The sequence below is a fragment of the Algibacter sp. L3A6 genome, assembly GCF_009796825.1.
Lineage (GTDB): Bacteria > Bacteroidota > Bacteroidia > Flavobacteriales > Flavobacteriaceae > Algibacter.
This window is the reverse complement of the sequence record NZ_CP047030.1, coordinates 1-22,199: the sequence shown is the minus strand read 5'-3', so window position 1 is coordinate 22,199 and position 22,199 is coordinate 1. Positions and strand designations below refer to the sequence as shown.

Below are 22,199 nucleotides of genomic sequence, written 5' to 3'. Positions count from 1 at the left end.
ACAAATCTGTTTATCTAGATAAATGTGTTTTTATGGGGGTTTATTTTGGGTTTTTTAGTTTTATAGAAAACTATTTTAAGTGTAATAGTTTTTAAATGAGGGAGTTATTTATTTTTTTAATACTTCTTTACTTAAGACACCATGACTTGTTTTTATTTTCAAAATATATACGCCTGGATGTGTTTTCTCTACCCTATGTGAGAAATTACTTTTACTTGCTTTAGTTTCAAGATTGAAAACCGATTGACCAACCAAATTATACATTTGAATTGATTCGATATAAATAGAAGACGGGTTGTTAATTACGATGCTATTTTCTGAATTTGAAAAGTACATATCGATTTTATCATTTTCAAATTCTGTATTAGCTAAAGTTACTTGCTCGAAAAAGGTAATTTCAAATCTATTTAAATAAGAACCTGCTGCTAAATAAATAGTATAATCGCTTTCTTTTAAATTATGACTAATATTTAATTCTTTATCGTAGAGGTAGATATTTAAGTTCTCTGGAAAATGTTCTAATTCATCAATACTAATTGTATTCGCTCCATTGGTTTTTGTATGAATACCTAAAGGAATTTTAGTAGTTTCATCTATAATATCAATACCTTGAATACTGAATTTTTCATTATTAATTAACCAATACATATCATCGGATAATTGATCAATATCTTGAGCATCAAATCCTGAATCGTAACCAGAGGTAGCATGCTCATCGGCAGTTACTAGTAGCTGTCTATGTATTTGATTTACAGAATTGAAACTTAATCTAAGCTTTGGTCTGTTGTCATCTTCCGCCGCTATTTTAGTATGGGATGATTTGGCAGCGACGTTGTTATCGACATGAAAGGCACGTTGTCCGTTATTAAATTTAATATCACCAGAAGTTTTTGCCACCATAAAAAATGCCTGACCAACTGGAATATATTGTCTTGAGGCTTCTAAACTTAAACCATTTCCTGTTATTAATGGAGCCGTTTCACCTTGCCAAACAGCAGGAACACTGCCAGCAAGTGAGTATGTTGCGTAGCCTCCTTGAAAATCACCAAGGCTATGCGTACCGCCACTATAATGTTCTTTGTAATAAATAACACCTGTTGTAACTCCGGAATGCTCTTCGCTATTGTCCAAAATAAATTGTTGAGCATCAATAGGAGATGGGTATGGGTTACCAACTAAATATTCGTTTCCGGCATAAACTGGTATGTTTACATCTCCATTATTTGGTTTACCTTCAATTAGATAGTCTTGCTTAATTTTTTCACTACTAGTTCCAGTGCCTTTCATGGTGAAACCTTCACCAGGTTTTAAAGTTCCTGTACTTCTTACATGTTGCCAAATGGGAGTATTGTTATTGTTCATTAAGTTGCAATATTTCCAAATCCAGTAATCTGCAACTGCTGTTTCTGTTCCGTTGTAACCCGATCTTAAAAAGTTAATGTTTTTAATAACATCGGCTAATTTATAATTATTGTTGTTTGTTAAATTATTAGTTTGACCCACAGGAGAAGACCAATAATTGTAGGTGTATATGTCGCCCTCAAGATTTCTGTTTTGTGTTATTTTACCTTGGCTTGTATTGGCAAGTGTACTTTCTAAACCTTGTATTAATTGAGATTTCCCTCTTAAATCAATGGTTCCGTTTAGGTTTAAATACCAGCTCACGTTTAATTCAGAATCGTTTCTAACTACATATGTAATTGGGTTTAAATCTGCATCTGCATAGTCTACAATTAATCCCAAATGTTTTTGAGTATTAGAATAATATACATCGTTGTGTTTAATGTTTACTATAGACCAATTGTATTTTACAGCGTCCGATCCATCTATACCTTTTTCAATATTATTTAAAGCATTTTCTAAAGATCCCGATTGTGTAGTAACAAATGGCATTGGTGCCGATTGCTCGTTAATGGTTTCAATATTATGAATTTGTGCATGTATTGCATTGTCAATTATTAAGTTAGCAGAATCAAATAGTACATTATTTTCAATAACATCCATACGGTAGTACCTTTTTAAGTTTTCCCAAGGTAAAGCAGTTGATGTGTTGGTTTCTTCATTAAAATGAGTGATGTTTTTAGGTAAAACACTCCCTTTTACTATACCATTATTATCTTCAATTTCTTGGTAGATTATTTTGCGGAGTTCATTACTAGAAAGAGCTTTATTAAATAAACGAAACTCATCTATAGAGCCATTAAAGTAGTTACTGCTATTACTTGGGTATTTACCAATTGTAAAGTTTGATGTATCGTGTTGTATGTTTCCAGATGCAGTTGATCTTGTAGCTTCTGCTTCACCATTAATATATAGCTTAAAATCGTTTGGCTTGTGCGTTACTGTAACCTGATACCATTGATTTGTGTTTAATAGTGTTTTACTAGTTAATGTTTTTGAATTTGCAAAAGCACTAATACTTTTATTAGCATTAAGTTGAAGGTAAAAAGCTCGCTGACCAGCAATAATTTGGACATCTTGAGATAAGCTATCAAGTTTAATCCATGCCATAATTGATACTTCTTCCCAAGAGTCGATAACGTAAGGCTCTTCGGCATAATCATCCAAACCATCAAAATAAAGTTCATACTTTCCGTTTACGTTTATAGAAGAATCTCCAACAGTAAGGCTTGTTTCTAATAAAGCTATTTTACTAGTCTCCGAAACTTTTGCAATTAAGTTATATGCACTTAAATTTAAAGATATCGTAAAACTATAAATTACGATTAGGGTTAATGTGAATTTTTTAAGCCAGCTATATTTGTATGTAGTGCTCATAAGTAGGTGAGGTTTTAGTTAACGCTATAAATCCTTAGGGAGAATTTTGAAAGAAGTTAGGGGGAACTTCTTATAGGTTATTTCTATTTTGCTTCTTCTGTTATTTTTGATGAAATATCTTTTGGGTTAATTGAAATTTGGGAATTGTAAAAAAATAGTTTTTGCTATGTCACCCAATGATTCTTTTTAAGACCATTTTTATATCGGTTTTTAGTTCGTGTTTTATTTCCTACTGCAAACATATAAAACATTCTAATTAAAACGTTGAAATACATTAATTAATCGTTGAAATACATTTTTGTAAGGAAAAAATACTCGTTTATGAGTCGTTTTGAGCTTGATTTCATGTAGATAACAAAAATATAAACGATGAAATTTTTACATATAATTGCTGTTTTTTGTAATAATATCAATTTGATATATTGAATAACTGCTTAAATGAAGAGTAGAATAAAGTAGATTAAATTTGAAGAAAACTGTTAATATATTTTAACTTTAAGGTATAAAAAAGCCTTTACAATCAAAATTGTAAAGGCTTTTTTTCTGAAAATGTTTTAATGATTTAAAGCAAATCGCGAAGCATTTTAACGGCACTCTCTGCGGTAATATCACGTTGAGGTGAGCCAAACATTTCATAACCAACCATAAATTTCTTAACCGTTGCGCTACGTAATAATGGTGGATAGAAACTCATGTGCCAATGCCAATGATCGTTAGCTGCTCCGTCTGTAGGAGATTGGTGAATACCACTAGAATATGGAAATGATGTATTAAATAGCTTATCGTAAGCTTTAGTTATTACCGAAATAGCTTCAGCATATAGTAAAGTTTCATTTCTTGATAATTCAGATATGTTTCTTTGTTGCTTTTTAGGAGCAATCATAGCTTCAAACGGCCAAACAGCCCAAAACGGAATTAGTACAACAAAAGCATCGTTTTCAAAAATAATACGTTCTTGCTTTTCTAGTTCTTGAGCTAAATAATCGCCTAAAAGACTGCTTTTGTTTTTGTTAAAGTAGTTTAATTGTTGCGTGTTTTTTTTGTCAACTTCGTTTGGTAATGTGGTTTGACTCCATATTTGACCATGCGGATGTGGGTTACTGCAGCCCATTACAGCTCCTTTGTTTTCAAAAATTTGAACGTAATTTATTAAATCGTTTTCAGCAAGTTCATTGTATTCACGTTGCCAAGCAAAAATGACTTTTTCAATTTCGCTAGGTGTCATGTCTGCTAAACTTTTGGAGTGGTCTGGGCTAAAACAAATCACTTTACAAATACCTTGTTCGCTTTGCGCTTTTAATAAACCATCTTCAACTTTAAAAACTTTAGAGTCGGTTTGTAAGGCTCCAAAATCGTTGGTAAAAATAAAAACATCCTCATAATTCGGGTTTTTCTCTCCGCTTATTCTAGCATTTCCAGCACACAAATAACAGCTTTCATCATAAGATGGGCGTACTTCATTGTTTACAGTTTCGTTTTGTCCTTGCCAAGGGCGTTTTGCACGGTGTGGAGAAACTAAAACCCATTCACCGGTTAATATATTATAGCGTTTATGCGAAAAATCTTGTAAATCGGTAGTCATTATAATGTCTTTTTAATTTTGAATTATTTTATAAGGTGTGTCCCGTCTGAAAGTTCAACAGTATAAATAGAACAATCTTTATCGAACGCTTTTTTATAGGCTGGTGCTACCGAAGTTTTAAAATCTTCTACGGCGTTTTTAGCTATTAAATTTATAGTGCAACCACCAAAGCCACCACCCATCATACGTGCGCCTAAAATATTATTATTCTTTTTTGCGCTTTCAACTAGAAAATCCAATTCGTCACAACTCACTTTATATTGGTGTTGTAAACCATGGTGCGATCCGTAAATTAATTTCCCTAGCGTTTTTAAATCACCATTTTGCATGGCTGCAGATGCTTGTTCTGCACGGTTATTTTCTTGTATTACAAATAAGGCTTTTTGGTAATCTTCGTCTGTAACTTTATCTTTTACTTTTTCTAGATCAGTTTCATTAGCATCTCTTAAGGCTTTTATGTTAAGCATTTTAGAAATACTCTCGCAAACAGAGCGGCGATCATTGTAAGCACTATCAGATAAGCTATGTTTCACGTTAGTGTTGATAAGCATGAGCTCATAATTTTCAAAATTAATTTCAAAAGGTTTAGCTTCAATCGAACGGCAATCCAAAAGTAATGCATGGTTTTTAATACCAAACATACTCGCGTATTGATCCATAATACCACAGTTTACACCTACGTAATTATGTTCTGCTTTTTGAGAAATAAAAATCATTTCAGTTTTACTCAAACCAAGATTAAACAATTCATTTAAACCAAAAACAACACTATTTTCTAAAGCAGCAGATGATGACATGCCTGAACCCGATGGAATATCGCCTCCAAAAACCATATTAAAATTTTCGATGGTTTTACCTAATTTCTGTATTTCTGCAATAACACCTAAAACATAATTCCCCCAACTTTCTTTTGCCATAGGAGCAATAGAGTCTGTTGAAAAGGAAATGGTATCGTTAAAATCGGATGCAGAAACAGACGATGTGCTATTCTGCGTTTTATTAATAGCAGCAATAATACCTTTATTTACAGCTGCTGGAAATACAAAACCATCGTTATAATCGGTATGTTCACCAATTATATTTATTCTTCCAGGCGAGAAAACCATTAAAGGTTCTTCATTAAATTTATCTAGAAACTCCTGTTTAATTTGGTTCACTAAAGTTGTGTTCATAATTTCTTAGTATTACGTTAGTTTAGTTTTAGGTTCCAATCTAATTGGTATGTGGCATTTGGCGCTAAGGTTTTTAGGCCAATTTTATTGTTAAAACTATCGGAAACTCCTGTTGTTGGTTCTATTGCAATTACATTGACTAGGGGTGGAGTATAAGCTTGTAAAAAGCAATTTTCTTCGGAAGAGTTTATGCTTAAATTGTAATTAGGTGTTGCAAACTCAATCTTGGTTTTATCTAGCTCCCAACAATCATCTAGTTGTTTATCTTTCAATAACATTTCAGACGGATCTGGATTGTTAGTGGTTTCTGTTGTAATCATACGATCGCTAAAAACCATTTTTTTAGTACTTTCAAAAGATAGTAAGCTTTCAGATAAATTACTACTTAAAAAATAAGGATGCCAGCCTAAGGTAAACGGAAAGGTTTCACTATCTGTATTTTTTACCTCTACGTTTAAATCTAATGTAGTTTCTGTAATTCTATATTCTAACTGAATAGAATAGGTAAACGGAAAACCTTCAGATTTTTTATCTTCCTTATATAGTAGTTTTACAGAAGCGCTATTCTCCGCAGTTGTTTCATCTATAACATCAAACGTCTTATCAAAAACTAAGCCGTGCAAGGCATTATTATTTGGTGCTTCATTAACAGGAAACTTATAAGTTTCGTTGTTGTATGTGTAAGTACCGTCTTTTATTCTATTTGCAAAAGGAAAAAGAATGGACGATGCATAGGTGTTTTTATAGTCTAAAGGACTTAAGTTTTTTATTAAAGTTTGTCCAAAAAGTTTTAATTCTTGAAGGCTTGCACCATCGTTTAAGAAAATTTTAGCGAAAACGGTTTTGCTTGAATTTTCTATTTCAAGTACTGACTGACTGTGTTTTATGCTGTACAAAATGTTTTGTTTAAGGTAATTGGTTTTACAAATATAGAAACTAGACTCACAAATACAAGAGATTTATTAAAAATAAATGTATTTTTTACAATTAATAATGAGTTGTGTTCTTATTTTTTTGAATATATTTGAATTTTAAATTAAACTAAACCGCACAAACGTATGATGCAAATTATATCATTTTTAGGCTTTACTGCCTTGGTTGCTATTATATCTTATTTAGCAACACGAAAATCGAACGAAGATTCCTCTGATGGATATTTTTTAGGAGGAAGAAGTTTAACAGGCGTTGTAATTGCTGGATCTTTATTACTAACTAATTTATCTACAGAGCAAATAGTTGGTTTAAACGGGTCGGCTTTTAAAGAAGGAATTTTAGTTATGGCTTGGGAGACATTAGCAGCTATCGCTATGGTTGTAACGGCTGTGTTTTTATTACCAAGATATTTAAAAGGTGGTATAACCACTGTACCTCAGTTTTTAGAAAAACGTTACGATAAAATGACCAAAACCATTACATCTGGTTTGTTTTTAAGTGGTTACGTAGTTGTGCTATTACCTATTGTACTTTATTCTGGAGCTTTAGCAATTAACTCAATGTTTAATGTGCCAGACATGTTAGGAGTTTCTAAAACGACCGCACTTTGGATTACCGTTTGGGGTATTGGTATTATAGGTTCTGTTTATGCTATATTTGGTGGTTTAAAAGCAGTTGCCGTGTCTGATACTATAAACGCTGTCGGTTTGTTAATTGGTGGGCTATTAATTCCATTTTTTGGATTGTTAGCTATTGGAGAAGGAAGTATAGGTGATGGTGTATCAACTTTAATGGAAACCAATCCTGATAAATTTAAAGCTTTAGGAGGTCCGGAGTCGGCTATTCCTTTTGGAACAATTTTTACAGGGATGATGCTAGTACAGTTGTTTTATTGGGGAACCAATCAAGCGATTATACAGCGTGCTTTAGGAGCTAAAAACTTAAAAGAAGGCCAGAAAGGATTGTTATTAGCATCGGGAATAAAAATACTCGGGCCATTAATTGTTGTTTTACCAGGTATTATCGCTTTCCATATGTTTGGTGATACTTTAGAAAATCCAGATGAAGCTTACCCAAGATTAGTAACAGAGGTGTTGCCAGCGGGCTTAGTAGGTTTCTTTGCAGCTGTTTTGTTTGGGGCTATTTTAAGTTCTTTTAATTCAGCATTAAACAGTTCAGTAACATTATTCGGAATCGATATTTACAAATCTCACATTAATAAAGAAGCAACCGAAAAGCAAACTGTATTTGCAGGAAAATCTTTTGGAATTGCTTTAGCGATTTTATCCATGTGTATTGCGCCTTTAATTGCAAATGCTCCCGACGGATTATTTGGATACTTGCAAGAAGTAAACGGTTGTTACAGTATTCCTATCTTAACTATTATTGTGGTTGGATATTTAACAAAGTATGTACCTGCAATAGCAGCAAAAGTGGCAATTATTTCTGGAGTTGTGCTGTATAGTTTAAGTCAGTTTGTAGTAAAACCATTTGTAGTAGGTGCCGATAACTATCCGCATTTTTTACACGTAATGGCTATTTTGTTTGTTCTTAATGTAATTATCATGTTAATCATTGGTAAACTGTATCCGCGTAAAGAAGCTTTTGTATTAGAGTTTACAAAACAAGTTGATATTACACCATGGAAACATTTAAAAACCGTTGGTATTGCGATCTGCGTTATCGTAATTGGTATTTACATGTATTTCTCATAGAGAAACTATAAGATTATTAAAAAGCGTTCATGTTAAGTGAGCGCTTTTTCTTTTTATGTAGTATTAAGAACGCTTATATCGGGTTGCATAAACTAGAGTAGAGGTATAGACCCAAAAGCTATAAAAAACAAAAGCCATATCACTGCAGAACTTAATCTCCTTTGATATGGCTTTTTTGAAATAGTTTTCTTGTTTTCTTGAATTTAGTAATATTTCACTAAGTCGATTCGAATTTTCATCAAAACCTATTCAATTCAAGTTTGCTATTTCAATTGATATACTACTGTAATTTCAAAATGTATTGACCTATTACACTAATATATCGTGGTAATTGTTTTTCTAGATGTTAAAAGGTGATGGTTCGCTTTCGCTGGTATTTCACAATTAACACAACTTATAAAATTCATTTAAACCTTCGTTTTCATGTCTTATTATAAGTAGTCCATTATTAAAACCGCTTGCCATGTGGCATTTGGTGTTTTACAATGTCCTTTTTTTTTGCTACTCACGCATACACCTGAAGTAACAAAATCTTAAAAAACAATAATTTGTAAGAACGTTATCTTATTTAGAATTAAATGTAAATTCAGTGTTGAAGTGAAACCAACTTTCATTGTCATTATCCTTACAGCTAAGATACAACCACAATACGAAATTTAAAATTTTTTAAGCCTCTAGTTATCAACAATTTATGAACTTAGGTTATTAACATTTGTTAATAAAAAAAGCCTTAAGATAAATCTTAAGGCTTTTAACTTACTGTAAAACAGTGTTTTGCAATTAACGTCTACGTTCAGTAATTCTAGCTTTCTTACCAGTTAAACCTCTGAAGTAGTAGATTCTAGCTCTACGTACTTTACCACGTTTGTTAACTTCTATCTTTTGTAATGCAGGTAAATTAACAGGGAAAATACGTTCTACCCCAATAGTACCAGACATTTTTCTAATTGTAAAAGTTTCAGAAGAACCTGATCCTCTTCTTTGAATTACTACTCCTCTAAAGAACTGTGTACGTGTTTTAGTACCCTCTTTAATTTCGTAGAATACAGTAATTGTGTCTCCAGCTCCAAACTCCGGAAAATCTTTTTTTGTTACAAACTCGTCTTGAACAAATTTTACTAAAGATTCCATATCTTTATATTTATTTAATTATTAATTCAGAACAACATTCACGATTCTCGCCAGAGGTTAACCCGAAATTGGCTGCAAAGATACTTAATATTTTAAAACCCACAATTAAAATATTAAATTTAAAACTCCAATTAGGGTGTTCCCTTGCAGGTCAGGCCATCCGCTATATCTTTTTGAGAAGGTTTTAGCTATGGTGCTATGGTTTTCTTCTTTTTAAAAGTATAGTTATCAATAATAAATTCAGTCTGTTTTAAGTTTCTCAAAAAGGATGCCGCTGCTATCCTTAACACAACTACCTACTAACATTTGGCTCCCCGAAAGGTCTAAAACTATCAATAGAGATATTGCATCTATTCTTGTTCAAAAATAATATTCCTTTCCGTATTCTTCTTATACATCGTTTTAGGAGTAATCGCTTTATTCGCAGTAGAGTAATAGTTTTTATTATTTGGATTTAGCATATATTCCAGTTGATGCTCAATCATTTTTTCAAAAGGAACAAGAAAGTACTTTGTGTCGCATTCTTCTAAATCACCATTCTTAAGTAAATTTAATACCGTGTAAACCGACTCAATAGTACTAAGGCAAAGAGATTCTGGTTGTTGCTTGATAATAAATTTTGATTTTATTGTATTATCAAAACTCACTCTTTTTAATTTCTGCAAGTTCCTGCTTAGTTTAAGCATTTTACGAGCGCAAGGCCAGGTGCCGTCAATAAGAAATAGGTTTGCATTATTGCCCATAAAAGAATTTATTTCTAAACTTTCTCTTATCGATAAGTTGAAATTATCTTTCCCTGGGTAAAGTAAAAAAGAAGAACTGTTTTCTTTAGCCAGTATGTCGTTTACACGCTTATTATTGGTGAAATCAACACCAACTATAATTTCTGAATTTTCAAGTTGAAGATTCGTTATATGCCCCGTTCCACTTTTTTCCTTTTTGTATTCCTTAGGATGCATAAGAATAATAAAACGAGTTTTAGTCATTAAAGGACTAATGTGCTCGCAAATACATGTACTTGAAGGTCTCATGCACTTGTAACATGTTATTCTTGGGTTTGTTATTTCTGATTGCAATATGGGAATCGTTTTTGTTTTTCAATTTTTAAAATTGATCGAATTGTCTATCTACTTTTTGCGCATTGGGTTTTTCCTATTTACAAGTCACAACTAAAGTATGCACGACAACCTTCTTATTCATCCAATAAATCGGGTCTCAATTTTTTAGTACGTTCGTAAGCTTGCTCTTCTCTCCATTTTTCAATTTTAGGGAAATTGCCACTAAATAGTAATTCAGGAACTTTCCATCCTTTATATTCTCTAGGTTTTGTATAAATAGGAGGCGCTAATAAATTATCTTGAAAAGAATCAGTTAGGGCAGAAGTTTCATTACCCAAAACCCCTGGTATTAATCTAATTATTGCGTCACAAAGTACAGCTGCTCCAAGTTCTCCTCCAGAAAGCACATAATCTCCAATAGAAATTTCGCGTGTAATAAATTGATCACGGACACGTTGATCTACACCTTTATAATGTCCGCACAGAATAATAATATTTTCATGCATCGATAAATGGTTAGCAATACCTTGCTTTAAGGTTTCACCATCGGGTGTCATGTAAATCACCTCGTCGTATTCACGTTGTTCTTTTAATGCAGAAATACATTTATCAATAGGTTCTACCATCATTACCATACCTGCACCACCACCAAACTGAGTATCATCGATAGATTTATAGTTATCGGTAGTGTAATCGCGTAAATTATGAAAATGAACTTCTACTAAATCGGCTTCAATGGCACGTTTTAGAATAGAAGCTTCAAACGGACTTTTTAATAATTCTGGTAAAACGGTAATAATATCTATACGCATGGCTTGTTTTTATCTTCCACAAAGATAAATGAATTGTTTGGTATTTTTAATTTAGTTTTAGAGCATCACCATTAAAGTTTGGCACAAAAAAAATCCGTAATAAAGATTACGGATTTTAAATATTTTATACTGAAGCGTTTAAGCTTTTTTCTGCTTATTTATTTCGTCTTGCAATTGGCGACGTACTTTTTGCTCACGTTCTAGAGCTGTTTTTCTGTGCTCTTCAAATTCCTCTTCTGTTTCTGCTAAGCTTTTCTTTGCAGCACGAGTAATCGCGTTACTATTATTAAACTTGTAGATAAAGAAAAGTAGAAAAGCTAATAACCCACCAATAATAGACCACATAAGCACGTTGTAGCTCGATTTACTCATTTGTAAACCAAATAAAGCCATGTTGTTTTTTTCGGTATTTGTTTTTTCTAAGTCTGTTTGCGTGTTAGAAAGGTTTAGTTTCAAATCAGCAATTTCTTTTGCTTGATTTTTAACCACCAATTGGGTGTCTACTAAGTCTTTATGCACTGCTTTTAACGAATCTAAAGTATGTGCTTTAAGCGTGTAAAGCCATGTTTTCTTTACGGTTTTATAATCTTGCCAGCTGTTAGAACGACGGATAACAAATTCAAACTGGTTATCTATTGAGCCGCTATTTAAAGATAATTTATCTTCTTCTTGTGTTGCATTGGTTTGAGAAAAAGACGAAAGCGTTAATAAAAACGCGCAGGCTATGAAGAACAGTTGTTTAGTAAAATTCATTTCTAAGAATAATTTTTTTATGGGTTGAATTCGGTTTACGAAGTTATGAAAATATGCTTATAATTAGTTAAAAAGCCTCATTAAAATGAGGCTAATTTATATACGGGTAACATTTTATTTTAGATGTTTTATTCTAATAATAGGTAAACCTTCTAACTTTAGAAATATATTTAGCCAACCTAATAACTTGATGGCTATAGCCATATTCATTATCATACCATATATAAAGCAGGATGTTTTTGCCGTCTTTTCTAACAATAGTGGCTTTACTATCGTAAATAGAAGGGGCAGAACAACCCACAATATCACTAGATACTAACTCATCACTTAACTCATATTTTATTTGTTCAACTAAATCACCTTCCAAAGCATATTTCTTTAAAATAGTATTTACAGCCTGAAGCGATGTTTCTTTTTCAAGTTCTAAATTTAAAATGGCCAAAGATCCGTTAGGTACAGGCACACGGATGGCGTTCGATGTTAGCTTGCCTTCTAAACTTGGTAAAGCTTTAGAAACTGCAGTGCCAGCACCAGTTTCTGTAATTACCATATTTAATGCGGCTGCACGACCACGACGGTATTTTCCGTGGAAATTATCGACTAAATTTTGATCGTTTGTATAGGCCTGAATGGTTTCTAAGTGGCCACTTTTTATACCAAAAGAATCTTCCATAACTTTTAAAATAGGCGTAATGGCATTGGTTGTGCACGATGCGGCTGAGAAAATAGCATGCTTGTCTGGGTTATTCTCTTTATGGTTTACACCGTATACAATATTTGGTATTCCCTTTCCTGGTGCAGTAAGCAATACTTTATCGATACCTTTAGATTTTAAATGTCTGCTTAAAGCTTCTTTGTCTCTAAAAGCACCGGTGTTATCAATAACTAAAGCGTTGTCTATACCAAATTCGGTATAGTCAATATCTTCCGGGTTATTAGCTGAAATGATTTTTACAGTAGTGCCATTAATAATTAAAGCTTCGTTTTTAACATCAATAGAAACGGTTCCAGAAAAATCTCCATGTACAGAATCATTACGTAAAAGCGCAGCACGTTTTTCTAAAATTTGTGCATCAATAGTTCCGCGGGTTACAATAGCACGTAAACGCATTTGGTTCCCTTGGCCTGTTTTGGCCATAAGTTCTCGGGCTACCAAACGGCCAATTCTACCAAAACCATAAAGTATCACGTTTTTGGGATCAATACTTCCGTTTTTATGAGCGTCTTTCAATTTTGAAGCAACAAATGCTGTGGCGTTATTATACTTGTTGTCTTCTGATTGAAACTCGAAAGTTAGTTTACCAATGTCCAGTTTTGCTGGTGGCACATCGAGCGTTTTAATGGCTTGCGCAATTTCTACCGAGTCGAAAACGGAAATTGGCTTTTGTACAAATTTACCAGCATATTCATGAAGATTTAAAATCTGACTCACATTACGGTCTATAAGTTGGTTTCTAAAAAGAACCAGTTCTATAGATTTATCGTACCAGAGATCACTAATAATTTTAATGAATTCTACAGTAGCTCGACGTCTGTCGGCCTGAAATGCTAATTCCTTTTCATAAGTTTTGTTAAAGGACATAATTTAAATAGTTTAGTTGTAGTTTTTTGCAAAAATATCATATTTCAAACGTTTTCGTAGACTGTTTTATGATTTTTTTTCTTCTGAAATTTCCCTGTTATCTCCTTAGTTTTTACACTTAAATATATAATGTAAAGCAAAAAAGAAACCTCTTTAAAGCTTTACGCTTTAAAGAGGTTTCACTAACACAAATTCAAACAATTTTTATTTAAAAAGAACTTCTTTTCTTTCTTTTCTTGTATTTATATATTCTAGTTTTTTAATGTTATCCAAAATATCTTCACCATATTTATCTTTCAGTTTTGAAATATCATCTATGCTTTCAATTTTAGTATCGTTAATTCCAGTAATAATATAACCTTCAGTAATTCCTAAGTTAGAATACAACCATTTGTTTTCTGTATTCTTAATAATTACGCCGTAATCTATTTGATATTTCTCCTTAAAAGAATCTGATAAATCTTGTAAATCCATTTTCATGAAGTTAACGGTAAATATTTCAGTTTTTGTTAAGGTTACCGACACCGATTTTAAATCGTTCTTTCTGTATAATTCTACATTAATTACATCGTTGGGGCGTTTCGTTTTAATGTACCCGCTTAAATCTTCAAATTTAGAAATCTCGATATTGTCTAATTTCTTAATAACATCGCCTTTTTTAATACCAGCTTTTTCGGCTCCAGAGTTTTTTATTACTTCGGCAACATAAACACCTTCGGCGTAATTTACACCCATTTCTTCCGCTACAGCGCTATTAAAAGTTCCGCCTTGTATGCCTAATACGCCATTTTGTACGTTACCAAATTCCATAATATCTTCAATAACTTTACGTGCAATATTACTTGGCACAGCAAAAGAATACCCAACGTAAGAACCAGTTTGAGATGAAATTGCCGTGTTAATACCAATTAATTCTCCATTAGTGTTTACTAGTGCTCCACCGGAGTTTCCTGGGTTTACGGCTGCATCAGTTTGTAAAAACGATTGAGAACTTTGCCCTGTTAAATCTCTAGATTTTGCACTTATTATTCCTGCAGTTACGGTAGAGGTTAGGTTGAACGGGTTACCAACAGCTAAAACCCATTCGCCAATTTGCACACCATCAGAATCTCCAAAAGTAACATAAGGTAAATCTTCATCGGCATCAATTTTTAATAAAGCGATATCGGTTTTTGGATCGGTTCCAACAACTTCAGCAGTATACGTTTTATTGTTGTTTAATGTAACTGAAAGTTCGCTGGCGTTTTTAATAACGTGGTTATTGGTAACAATATATCCGTCGGCATTAATAATTACCCCAGAACCTGTACCCATTTGCGCGCGTTGAGGGCTTCTTCCTGAAAAGAAATCTTGCAAGGTCATTTGTCCAGAGCTAATAGTTACGTTTTTTACGTGTACCACAGCGTGAACCGTATTATCTGCGGCAGTTGTAAAATCGGTGTTTTCGGCAGCGTTAAGCGCCATGTTTAAATTATTTGTTGGTAAAAAAGTAGGTTGCTCGCTATTTGCTGCAACAACTACGGTGTTGTCTTTTTCTAAAAAAACTTTGTAAGCACCAAGAGTTATAACACCTCCTAATACGGATACCATTACTAAGGTTAAAATCTTCTTCATATAATCTATAATTTTGAGTGTTTAAAATCGTGTTCCATCTATTGAACAATTAAAATTAATTATTTACAGAACATGAAATTTATTTTTAACGATTTTTAACGTGCACTTTAACGCCTGTTTAACAGAGCGGTAAAGCGTGTTGTTCTGTTAGTTTTTAGAATTAAGATATTTGTAATTAATGTTTTAATATGGTTTTAGACGCTTAAATTGTATTGTGAAGTTAAAAACTGTTTGTTGTTTTAATTTTGCGTTTTTCTACATTATTTCCTCAATTACTGAACGGAAAATTACATTCTTTATTCATATATTTGTTCACATATTATGCAACAGACTTTTTATAAATATCAAGGAACAGGGAACGATTTTGTGATGGTTGATAACCGTCAGCAAGCGTTCAATAAAAGAGATACCAAAAATATTGCTTTTTTGTGCGATAGACGTTTTGGGATAGGAGCAGACGGACTTATTCTTCTGGAAAATCATGATACGCTAGATTTTAAAATGGTGTATTATAATGCCGATGGTAACGAAAGTACCATGTGTGGAAATGGAGGTCGCTGTTTGGTTGCTTTTGCAAAACATTTGGGTGTTATTGAAGATAAGGCTGTATTTGAAGCTATAGATGGTTTACATCATGCTGAAATTGAAGGCGATATTGTGAAGTTACAAATGTTGGATGTTGATGTAGTAGAAAAGTTTGATAATCATGTGTTTTTAAATACCGGATCGCCACACCATGTGCAATTTGAAGATGCTATTGAATATTTCGATATTAAGGAAAAAGGTTCTAAAATTAGAAATGGCGAGCCTTATTTTACTGAAGGTACAAACGTGAATTTTGTAAAAAAGGTAAATGATGAAGTGTTTAGAGTACGTACTTACGAGCGTGGTGTAGAAGATGAAACTTTATCTTGTGGAACAGGTGTAACTGCCGTTGCTATTGCCATGCATGCAATAAATGAAACTACAGAAACCTTGATAAAATTAAATGTTCAGGGCGGAAAATTGAAAGTAAGTTTCGATGTTGACAATGGTGTTTACAAAAATGTTTGGCTTATTGGTCCTGCAAAATTTGTATTTAAAGGCGATATATGATAACTCTAAAAGGCGAACATATCTATTTGCGCGCTTTAGAGCCTGAGGATTTAGAATTTATTCATGCTGTAGAAAACGACGAGGCTGTTTGGGAAATTAGTAATACACAAACGCCATATTCTAAGTTTTTAATAAAGCAATATTTAGAGGAAGCTCACCGAGATATTTACGATGTAAAGCAACTGCGTTTGGTGATTTCTACAAATGAAAATAAAGCTATTGGCTTAATTGATTTGTTCGATTTCGATTTTAAAAATGGTCGTGCTGGTATTGGGGTTTTAATTAAAGATGAAGTAAATAGGAGTAAAGGAGCAGGTAAGGAAGCTTTGGCTTTATTGATCAACTACAGTTTTACACATTTGGATCTTCATCAGTTATATTGTAATATTTCCGAAGGAAATACTACGAGTATCAAATTGTTTACGAATCAGGGGTTCGAACAAATTGGATTAAAAAAAGATTGGACCTATGTTAATGGTTCTTATAAAAACGAATATTTATTTCAGCTTATTAAAAATTAAATGTACATAAAAAAAATACTTATAGCTCTTGCTGTTATTGGGCTTCTCGTAGCCGCATTTTTTGCAAACTTTGTCTACAAAGCAATGCTAAGGCCAAATACGGCTTTTAATAATGAAACGGCTTATGTTTATATATCTAGTAATGCAACTTATAGCGAGGTTAGAAGTCAATTAGAGCCTTTACTAGACGATATTGAATCGTTTGATGATTTAGCTGAACAAAAAAAATACACCTCTAATATTAGAGCAGGGAAGTTTGCTATAAAAAAAGGGATGACTAATAATGATATTATTAATTCTATAAGAAGTGGTAATATAGCTATTAAAGTGTCTTTTAATAATCAGTCTACTTTAGAAAAACTTGCAGGGCGGGTTTCTAAGGAAATTGAAGCCGATAGTTTGTCTTTGTTGAAAGCCATGACGGATAAAACGTTTTTAGCTGAAAACAAGTTTAATGAAGCTACAGCTTTAGGAATGTATTTACCTAACAGTTACGAGGTTTTCTGGAACACCGATGCAGAAGGTTTTAGAAATAGAATGCTTAAAGAATATAAGCGTTTTTGGAATGCTACTAGAACAAAAAAAGCTGAAGCTATTGGTTTAGAACCTAATGAAGTAATTGCATTGGCCTCTATTGTTTATGAGGAGTCTAAGCAAGCTAGCGAGCAACCAACCATTGCAGGTGTGTACATGAATAGGTTAAGAATTGGTATGCCTTTACAAGCCGATCCTACTTTAAAATTTGCTGCTTATCAATTACCTAAGTACAAAAACACAATAATTAAGCGTGTTTTAAATGTGCATAAGGATATTGAGTCTCCATATAATACTTACCAAAATCGTGGTTTACCTCCGGGTTTAATTGCCATGCCCGATATCTCGGCTATAGATGCGGTTTTAAATTACCAAAAGCATCAATATCTATACTTTGCAGCAAACGCTAAAAAGTTTGGCTTTCATAAGTTTGCTAAAACTTTAGCACAGCATAATGTAAATGCTAGAGAATATCAACGTTTTTTATCTGCTCAAGGTATTAATAAATAGTGATGGCTTTTAAAGTGAAGTACGCGCTATTTTTACTTTTAGTGTCGTCGGTTGCTTTTGCTCAAACGGGATTTAACGCTTTCTTTATACCTAGTGATTCTTTAAATATATCACGACGTAATGCTGTGGTTTATAGTGAGGCTGCACTTGCTAGCATTACTTTAATTGGTTTAAATCAATTATGGTATGCCGATTACGAGCGTTCTAAATTCCATACTTTAAATGATAATGATGAGTGGTTGCAAATGGATAAGTTTGGTCATGCCTTTTCTGCTTACCAAATGGGGAAACATGGTGCACAACTTTTAAATTGGAATGGTGTAAGTGAAAAAAATCAACTTTTATATGGAGCTACATTAGGTTTTGGGTTTCTTACTGCTGTAGAAATGCTGGATGGTTATTCTGAAGAATGGGGTTTTTCTTGGGGTGATATTTTAGCAAATGCATCGGGTACAAGTTTGTATATTGGGCAAGAATTATTGTGGAAAGAGCAACGAATTGCGCTTAAATACAGTTTTCATCAAACAAAATATGCTAAACAAAACCCAGATAAGCTTGGAAACGGACTATTAGAAGAGGTGTTAAAGGATTATAATGGGCAAACCTATTGGCTTAGTGCTAACATGCATGCGTTCTTTAAGGATAGTAAGATTCCAAAATGGCTTAATCTAGCTGTAGGTTACGGTGGAGAGGGCATGTTGGCTGGTGTAAGTAGTAATGTTAATAGTTTGTTAATTAGTGATTTACGATACAGGCAGGTCTTCCTAAGTCTTGATCTTGATTTAGAACATATAAAAACAAATTCAGCCTTTCTAAAAACTGTTTTTAGTGTTTTTAATATGATAAAAATACCATTTCCAACTCTCGAATTTGGTAAAAAAGGCTGTGTTTTTCATCTATTGTACATTTGATTTGTGTCGTTAAACGATTAATTTTGTTAGTTTTAGAAAAAGCCGTACTTTTGCACGCTCAAAATTTCAGGTGAATTTAGATTGTAATTTCACTGAAGAATTTAGACATTATGACAAAGAATATTGCAAGTTACTTAGTCTTGGTACTTTTTACAGTAATTGTGTTAAGTGTGTCGTTTTCATCAAATGATTCGATCGTAGATTTAAGTAAATATTCAACAGCAGGCTTAGAGTTAAATTATACTGTAAGTCTTGACGAAGGTATCAAAGATGATATTTTACTGTCAAACGACGAGGACAATGAGTTTTCTCCATTTTTGGGAAAATCATTTGTAGGATTTAAAGAAGCTATAGGCTTTAAAGAATCTAGAGGTAATTACGCTATTGTAAATACTTTTGGTTATTTGGGCAAATATCAGTTTGGGACAGAAACTTTAAAGATGATTGGGATTAATAATCCGGAGGCATTTTTAAAAAGTCCTAAATTACAAGAAAAGGCATTTATTGCCAACGCTGCAAGAAACAAATGGATTTTGCGACGTGACATTAAAAACTTTGTAGGACGCCGCATTAACGGTGTGTTAGTTACAGAATCTGGTATTCTAGCAGCGGCACATTTAGCAGGTCCTGGCAGTGTTAAAACTTATTTAAGGAGTTATGGTTTAGATAACTTCGCTGATGGTTTTGGAACCACAGTACAGTATTACATGAAGCGATTTTCTGGTTACGACACTTCATTTGTTAAGCCAGATAGACGTGCAAAAGCAATCTAAAAGGGGTTTAAATTAGCTTTTATGTATAATGAATAGCGTTGGTCTTTTATGAAGGTCAACGCTATTTTTTTGCCATGCTGCGGCATTTTTAGTTTTTATAAACTCGGTGTCTAAAGTAATATCACAAGCCACACAGATATCTGTGTTTTTCTCTAAAATACTACTTAAATCTTCTAGCATTTTGTTGTTTCTATACGGAGTTTCAATAAATAACTGAGATTGATTGTGTTCGAAAGATAAGCGTTCTAAGCGCTTAATTTCGGCTTTGCGCTCAGCTTTATCGATAGGTAAGTAGCCGTTAAAAGCAAAGCTCTGTCCGTTCATGCCAGAACTCATCATGGCCATTAAAATAGACGATGGTCCAACAAGTGGTACTACTTTTATATTTTTCTCATGTGCTATTTTTACAACATCAGCTCCTGGATCTGCAACACCAGGGCAACCTGCTTCAGATAGAAGACCCACATTAATACCCGTTAAACATGGATTTAAAAACGCTGGTAACTCACTAGCTTCTGTACGTTTGTTTAATAGAAACAACTGTAAAGTGGGTTGCGATTTTTCTGGACATATCTTCTTTATAAATCGACGTGCTGTTTTTTCATTTTCAACAATAAAAACATCTATTTTATCTATAGTATTTTTTACAGTTATAGGTAAAACATCAAGCGGATTGTTGTCTCCTAAAGTGGTTGGTATTAAATAAAGTTGGCCTATAGCAGATGTCATTTTATTCCGAAGTTAAATTATGGGCAATAGTTATACACGCTTCATTTAGCATGTTGTAAATGTTCTCAAATCCATTAGTTCCTCCGTAATAAGGATCTGGTACATTAAAATCTTGAGCTGGGTAAATTTCGTTTAAAATGAAGTTTACTTTAGAGATATCTTCATTGTTTCTCGCCAATTTTATAACGTTGTTGTAGTTAGAGTCGTCCATAACATAAATAAGATCGAAGGTATCAAAATCGGAAACCGAAAATTGCCTTCCTCTTAAGTTTGAAATATTTATGCCATACTTTTTAGCTACAGCAATAGAACGAGGATCTGGTGCATTACCGGTATGGTAATTTGCGGTTCCTGCAGAGTCTACAATAAAATGTTTTGGTAGTTTGGCTCTTAAAATACCTTCGGCAAGTGGAGAACGACAAATGTTTCCCAAGCATACCATCAGAATTTTAGTCATTTTAAAACAGTTTTAAACAGAAAGTTTTTTAGAAATGTCTTCAACGTATTTTTTAAATTGTTTATCTGTTGAAGATAAGTTGTCTACAGTTTTACATGCGTGTAAAACGGTTGCGTGATCGCGTTTGCCTATTTGAGAACCAATACTTGCTAATGATGCTTTTGTTAATTTCTTAGCAAAGAACATAGCTAATTGTCTGGCTTGTACAATATGGCGTTTTCTAGTTTTAGATTGTAGTGTATCGATATCCATTTGGAAATAATCCGATACTACTTTTTGAATGTAATCTATAGAAACTTCGCGTTTTGTGTTTTTTACAAACTTCTCAACAATAGTTCTTGCTAAATCAATAGTGATTTCTTTTTTGTTGAAAGATGATTGTGCTATTAAAGAAATTATAGCGCCTTCTAATTCACGAACATTAGTTTTTATGTTTTTAGCAACATAGTCTATAATGTCATCAGGCATTTCAACACCATCACGATATAATTTATTCTTTAAGATAGAAACACGTGTTTCAAAATCAGGATGTTGTAACTCTGCTGAAAGTCCCCATTTAAAACGAGATAATAAACGTTGTTCAATATCTTGCATATCAACAGGTGCTTTATCACTTGTTAATATCACTTGTTTTCCATTTTGATGTAAATGATTAAAAATGTGAAAGAAAACATCTTGTGTTCCTGTTTTCCCCGTTAGGAATTGCACATCATCAATAATTAAAACATCTATAATTTGATAGAAATGAATAAAATCGTTTCTATTATTTTTCTTTACAGAATCTATATATTGTTGCGTAAATTTTTCAGCAGAAATATATAAAACCGTTTTTTCAGGATATTTATCTTTAATATCAACACCAATAGCGTGCGCTAAATGTGTTTTACCTAAACCAACACCGCCGAAAATTAATAATGGGTTAAAAGATGTTCCACCTGGCTTAGCCGCTACAGCTAATCCTGCACTTCGAGCTAAACGGTTAGAATCACCTTCTAAAAAGTTTTCGAAACTGTAATTAGGGTTTAATTGCGACTCTATTTTTACATTTCTAATTCCTGGAATTACAAACGGATTACGTAATTCTGGATTTTTATTGTTTAAAGGAATGTCTACATCTTGTGATTTTAAACCACTTCTGTTAGAACTCGGAATTCTCTCTGTAAAAGGTTGTTTGTTGCCATACGTGTTTTCCATTTTAATAATGTAAACTAGCTTGGCTTTTTCACCTAATTCTTTAGTTAGGGATACTTTTAAAATCTTAACATAGTGCTCTTCTAACCATTCGTAGAAGAACTTACTGGGCACCTGAATGCTTAAAGCATTATCAGTTAGTTTAACTGCTATTATTGGTTCAAACCAGGTTTTATAAGCTTGCGGTTGAATATTATCCTTTATGAATTCTAGACAATTATTCCATACCGTTTGCGCAGTTATACTCATTTTAAAGACTCTTGTTGTTTGTTAATTTTATGGATGAAAAAACGAATTTCCATATCCCTCCATTTTGTGCTTGGCAAAGATGTGAACAAAATTCTTAAA

Annotated in this window: 19 protein-coding genes; 6 read left to right on the top strand and 13 right to left on the bottom strand. The window is 32.9% G+C overall.

All coding sequences use genetic code 11. The features are described 5' to 3' along the window. Positions 1–108: 108 nt before the first annotated feature. The 4 genes from GQR98_RS00095 to GQR98_RS00080 form a co-directional block, all read right to left on the bottom strand. A complete protein-coding gene (locus tag GQR98_RS00095; protein WP_159017716.1) occupies positions 109–2,778 on the bottom strand; it encodes a LamG-like jellyroll fold domain-containing protein in 2,670 nt (889 codons plus the stop codon). 562 nt (positions 2,779–3,340) lie between these two features. Further along, positions 3,341–4,360, bottom strand: a complete 1,020-nt coding sequence (locus GQR98_RS00090) for a UDP-glucose--hexose-1-phosphate uridylyltransferase (RefSeq protein WP_159017715.1) — start codon at positions 4,358–4,360, stop codon at positions 3,341–3,343. A gap of 23 nt (positions 4,361–4,383) precedes the next feature. Then, complete coding sequence (gene galK / locus GQR98_RS00085; RefSeq protein ID WP_159017714.1) at positions 4,384–5,532, bottom strand: galactokinase; 1,149 nt, start codon at positions 5,530–5,532, stop codon at positions 4,384–4,386. A gap of 17 nt (positions 5,533–5,549) precedes the next feature. Continuing rightward, positions 5,550–6,428: an aldose 1-epimerase gene (locus GQR98_RS00080; protein ID WP_159017713.1), complete on the bottom strand. Its 879-nt coding sequence runs from the start codon at positions 6,426–6,428 to the stop codon at positions 5,550–5,552. Positions 6,429–6,593: 165 nt separating this feature from the next. On the opposite strand from GQR98_RS00080, the gene GQR98_RS00075 reads away from it, so the two are divergent. Then, positions 6,594–8,180, top strand: a complete 1,587-nt coding sequence (locus GQR98_RS00075; RefSeq protein WP_159021041.1) for a solute:sodium symporter family transporter — start codon at positions 6,594–6,596, stop codon at positions 8,178–8,180. Positions 8,181–8,960: 780 nt separating this feature from the next. Here GQR98_RS00075 and rplS read toward each other — a convergent pair. The 6 genes from rplS to GQR98_RS00045 form a co-directional block, all read right to left on the bottom strand. Then, on the bottom strand, positions 8,961–9,311 hold the full coding sequence (gene rplS, locus GQR98_RS00070) for a 50S ribosomal protein L19 (RefSeq protein ID WP_159017712.1): 351 nt from the start codon (positions 9,309–9,311) through the stop codon (positions 8,961–8,963). A gap of 350 nt (positions 9,312–9,661) precedes the next feature. Continuing rightward, positions 9,662–10,387: a tRNA-uridine aminocarboxypropyltransferase gene (locus GQR98_RS00065; RefSeq protein WP_262885137.1), complete on the bottom strand. Its 726-nt coding sequence runs from the start codon at positions 10,385–10,387 to the stop codon at positions 9,662–9,664. Between the two features lie 116 nt (positions 10,388–10,503). Next, positions 10,504–11,181, bottom strand: coding sequence for a tRNA (guanosine(37)-N1)-methyltransferase TrmD (gene trmD / locus GQR98_RS00060; RefSeq protein WP_159017710.1), 678 nt, complete (start codon positions 11,179–11,181; stop codon positions 10,504–10,506). Positions 11,182–11,319: 138 nt separating this feature from the next. Beyond that, the gene (locus GQR98_RS00055) at positions 11,320–11,934 is read right to left on the bottom strand and encodes a hypothetical protein (protein WP_042502859.1); all 615 of its coding nucleotides are present in this window, start codon (positions 11,932–11,934) and stop codon (positions 11,320–11,322) included. A 133-nt stretch (positions 11,935–12,067) separates the two neighbouring features. After that, on the bottom strand, positions 12,068–13,516 hold the full coding sequence (locus GQR98_RS00050; RefSeq protein ID WP_159017709.1) for a glyceraldehyde-3-phosphate dehydrogenase: 1,449 nt from the start codon (positions 13,514–13,516) through the stop codon (positions 12,068–12,070). Between the two features lie 204 nt (positions 13,517–13,720). Beyond that, the gene (locus GQR98_RS00045) at positions 13,721–15,130 is read right to left on the bottom strand and encodes a trypsin-like peptidase domain-containing protein (RefSeq protein ID WP_159017708.1); all 1,410 of its coding nucleotides are present in this window, start codon (positions 15,128–15,130) and stop codon (positions 13,721–13,723) included. Positions 15,131–15,451: 321 nt separating this feature from the next. Between GQR98_RS00045 and dapF the strand changes: the two genes are divergently transcribed. The 5 genes from dapF (at position 15,452) to GQR98_RS00020 (ending at position 19,474) form a co-directional block, all read left to right on the top strand. After that, entirely contained in the window at positions 15,452–16,225 is a 774-nt protein-coding gene (gene dapF / locus GQR98_RS00040) for a diaminopimelate epimerase (RefSeq protein ID WP_159017707.1), read from the top strand. Further along, positions 16,222–16,746, top strand: a complete 525-nt coding sequence (locus tag GQR98_RS00035) for a GNAT family N-acetyltransferase (protein WP_159017706.1) — start codon at positions 16,222–16,224, stop codon at positions 16,744–16,746. The genes dapF and GQR98_RS00035 overlap by 4 nt, the downstream gene beginning before the upstream one ends. Then, the gene (gene mltG / locus GQR98_RS00030) at positions 16,747–17,790 is read left to right on the top strand and encodes an endolytic transglycosylase MltG (protein WP_159017705.1); all 1,044 of its coding nucleotides are present in this window, start codon (positions 16,747–16,749) and stop codon (positions 17,788–17,790) included. Positions 17,791–17,792: 2 nt separating this feature from the next. Then, a complete protein-coding gene (locus GQR98_RS00025) occupies positions 17,793–18,701 on the top strand; it encodes a DUF2279 domain-containing protein (protein WP_159017704.1) in 909 nt (302 codons plus the stop codon). A 110-nt stretch (positions 18,702–18,811) separates the two neighbouring features. Continuing rightward, entirely contained in the window at positions 18,812–19,474 is a 663-nt protein-coding gene (locus GQR98_RS00020) for a hypothetical protein (RefSeq protein WP_042502847.1), read from the top strand. Between the two features lie 12 nt (positions 19,475–19,486). On the opposite strand, the gene GQR98_RS00015 is transcribed toward GQR98_RS00020, so the two are convergent. Genes GQR98_RS00015 through dnaA form a run of 3 tightly spaced genes read right to left on the bottom strand, consistent with a single transcriptional unit; the run spans position 19,487 to position 22,100 of the window. Further along, complete coding sequence (locus GQR98_RS00015) at positions 19,487–20,203, bottom strand: SAM-dependent methyltransferase (RefSeq protein WP_159017703.1); 717 nt, start codon at positions 20,201–20,203, stop codon at positions 19,487–19,489. A gap of 1 nt (position 20,204) precedes the next feature. Further along, positions 20,205–20,660, bottom strand: coding sequence for a low molecular weight protein-tyrosine-phosphatase (locus GQR98_RS00010; RefSeq protein ID WP_233268053.1), 456 nt, complete (start codon positions 20,658–20,660; stop codon positions 20,205–20,207). 12 nt (positions 20,661–20,672) lie between these two features. Continuing rightward, entirely contained in the window at positions 20,673–22,100 is a 1,428-nt protein-coding gene (gene dnaA, locus GQR98_RS00005; RefSeq protein WP_159017702.1) for a chromosomal replication initiator protein DnaA, read from the bottom strand. Between the last annotated feature and the right edge of the window lie 99 nt (positions 22,101–22,199).

Coding starts and splice junctions, on each gene's coding strand:
- GQR98_RS00095 (WP_159017716.1), bottom strand. CDS start 2,778: ATGAGCACTACATACAAATATAGCTGGCTTAAAAAATTCACATTAACC.
- GQR98_RS00090 (WP_159017715.1), bottom strand. CDS start 4,360: ATGACTACCGATTTACAAGATTTTTCGCATAAACGCTATAATATATTA.
- galK (WP_159017714.1), bottom strand. CDS start 5,532: ATGAACACAACTTTAGTGAACCAAATTAAACAGGAGTTTCTAGATAAA.
- GQR98_RS00075 (WP_159021041.1), top strand. CDS start 6,594: ATGCAAATTATATCATTTTTAGGCTTTACTGCCTTGGTTGCTATTATA.
- rplS (WP_159017712.1), bottom strand. CDS start 9,311: ATGGAATCTTTAGTAAAATTTGTTCAAGACGAGTTTGTAACAAAAAAA.
- trmD (WP_159017710.1), bottom strand. CDS start 11,181: ATGCGTATAGATATTATTACCGTTTTACCAGAATTATTAAAAAGTCCG.
- GQR98_RS00055 (WP_042502859.1), bottom strand. CDS start 11,934: ATGAATTTTACTAAACAACTGTTCTTCATAGCCTGCGCGTTTTTATTA.
- GQR98_RS00050 (WP_159017709.1), bottom strand. CDS start 13,516: ATGTCCTTTAACAAAACTTATGAAAAGGAATTAGCATTTCAGGCCGAC.
- GQR98_RS00045 (WP_159017708.1), bottom strand. CDS start 15,130: ATGAAGAAGATTTTAACCTTAGTAATGGTATCCGTATTAGGAGGTGTT.
- dapF (WP_159017707.1), top strand. CDS start 15,452: ATGCAACAGACTTTTTATAAATATCAAGGAACAGGGAACGATTTTGTG.
- GQR98_RS00035 (WP_159017706.1), top strand. CDS start 16,222: ATGATAACTCTAAAAGGCGAACATATCTATTTGCGCGCTTTAGAGCCT.
- mltG (WP_159017705.1), top strand. CDS start 16,747: ATGTACATAAAAAAAATACTTATAGCTCTTGCTGTTATTGGGCTTCTC.
- GQR98_RS00025 (WP_159017704.1), top strand. CDS start 17,793: ATGGCTTTTAAAGTGAAGTACGCGCTATTTTTACTTTTAGTGTCGTCG.
- GQR98_RS00020 (WP_042502847.1), top strand. CDS start 18,812: ATGACAAAGAATATTGCAAGTTACTTAGTCTTGGTACTTTTTACAGTA.
- GQR98_RS00015 (WP_159017703.1), bottom strand. CDS start 20,203: ATGACATCTGCTATAGGCCAACTTTATTTAATACCAACCACTTTAGGA.
- GQR98_RS00010 (WP_233268053.1), bottom strand. CDS start 20,660: ATGACTAAAATTCTGATGGTATGCTTGGGAAACATTTGTCGTTCTCCA.
- dnaA (WP_159017702.1), bottom strand. CDS start 22,100: ATGAGTATAACTGCGCAAACGGTATGGAATAATTGTCTAGAATTCATA.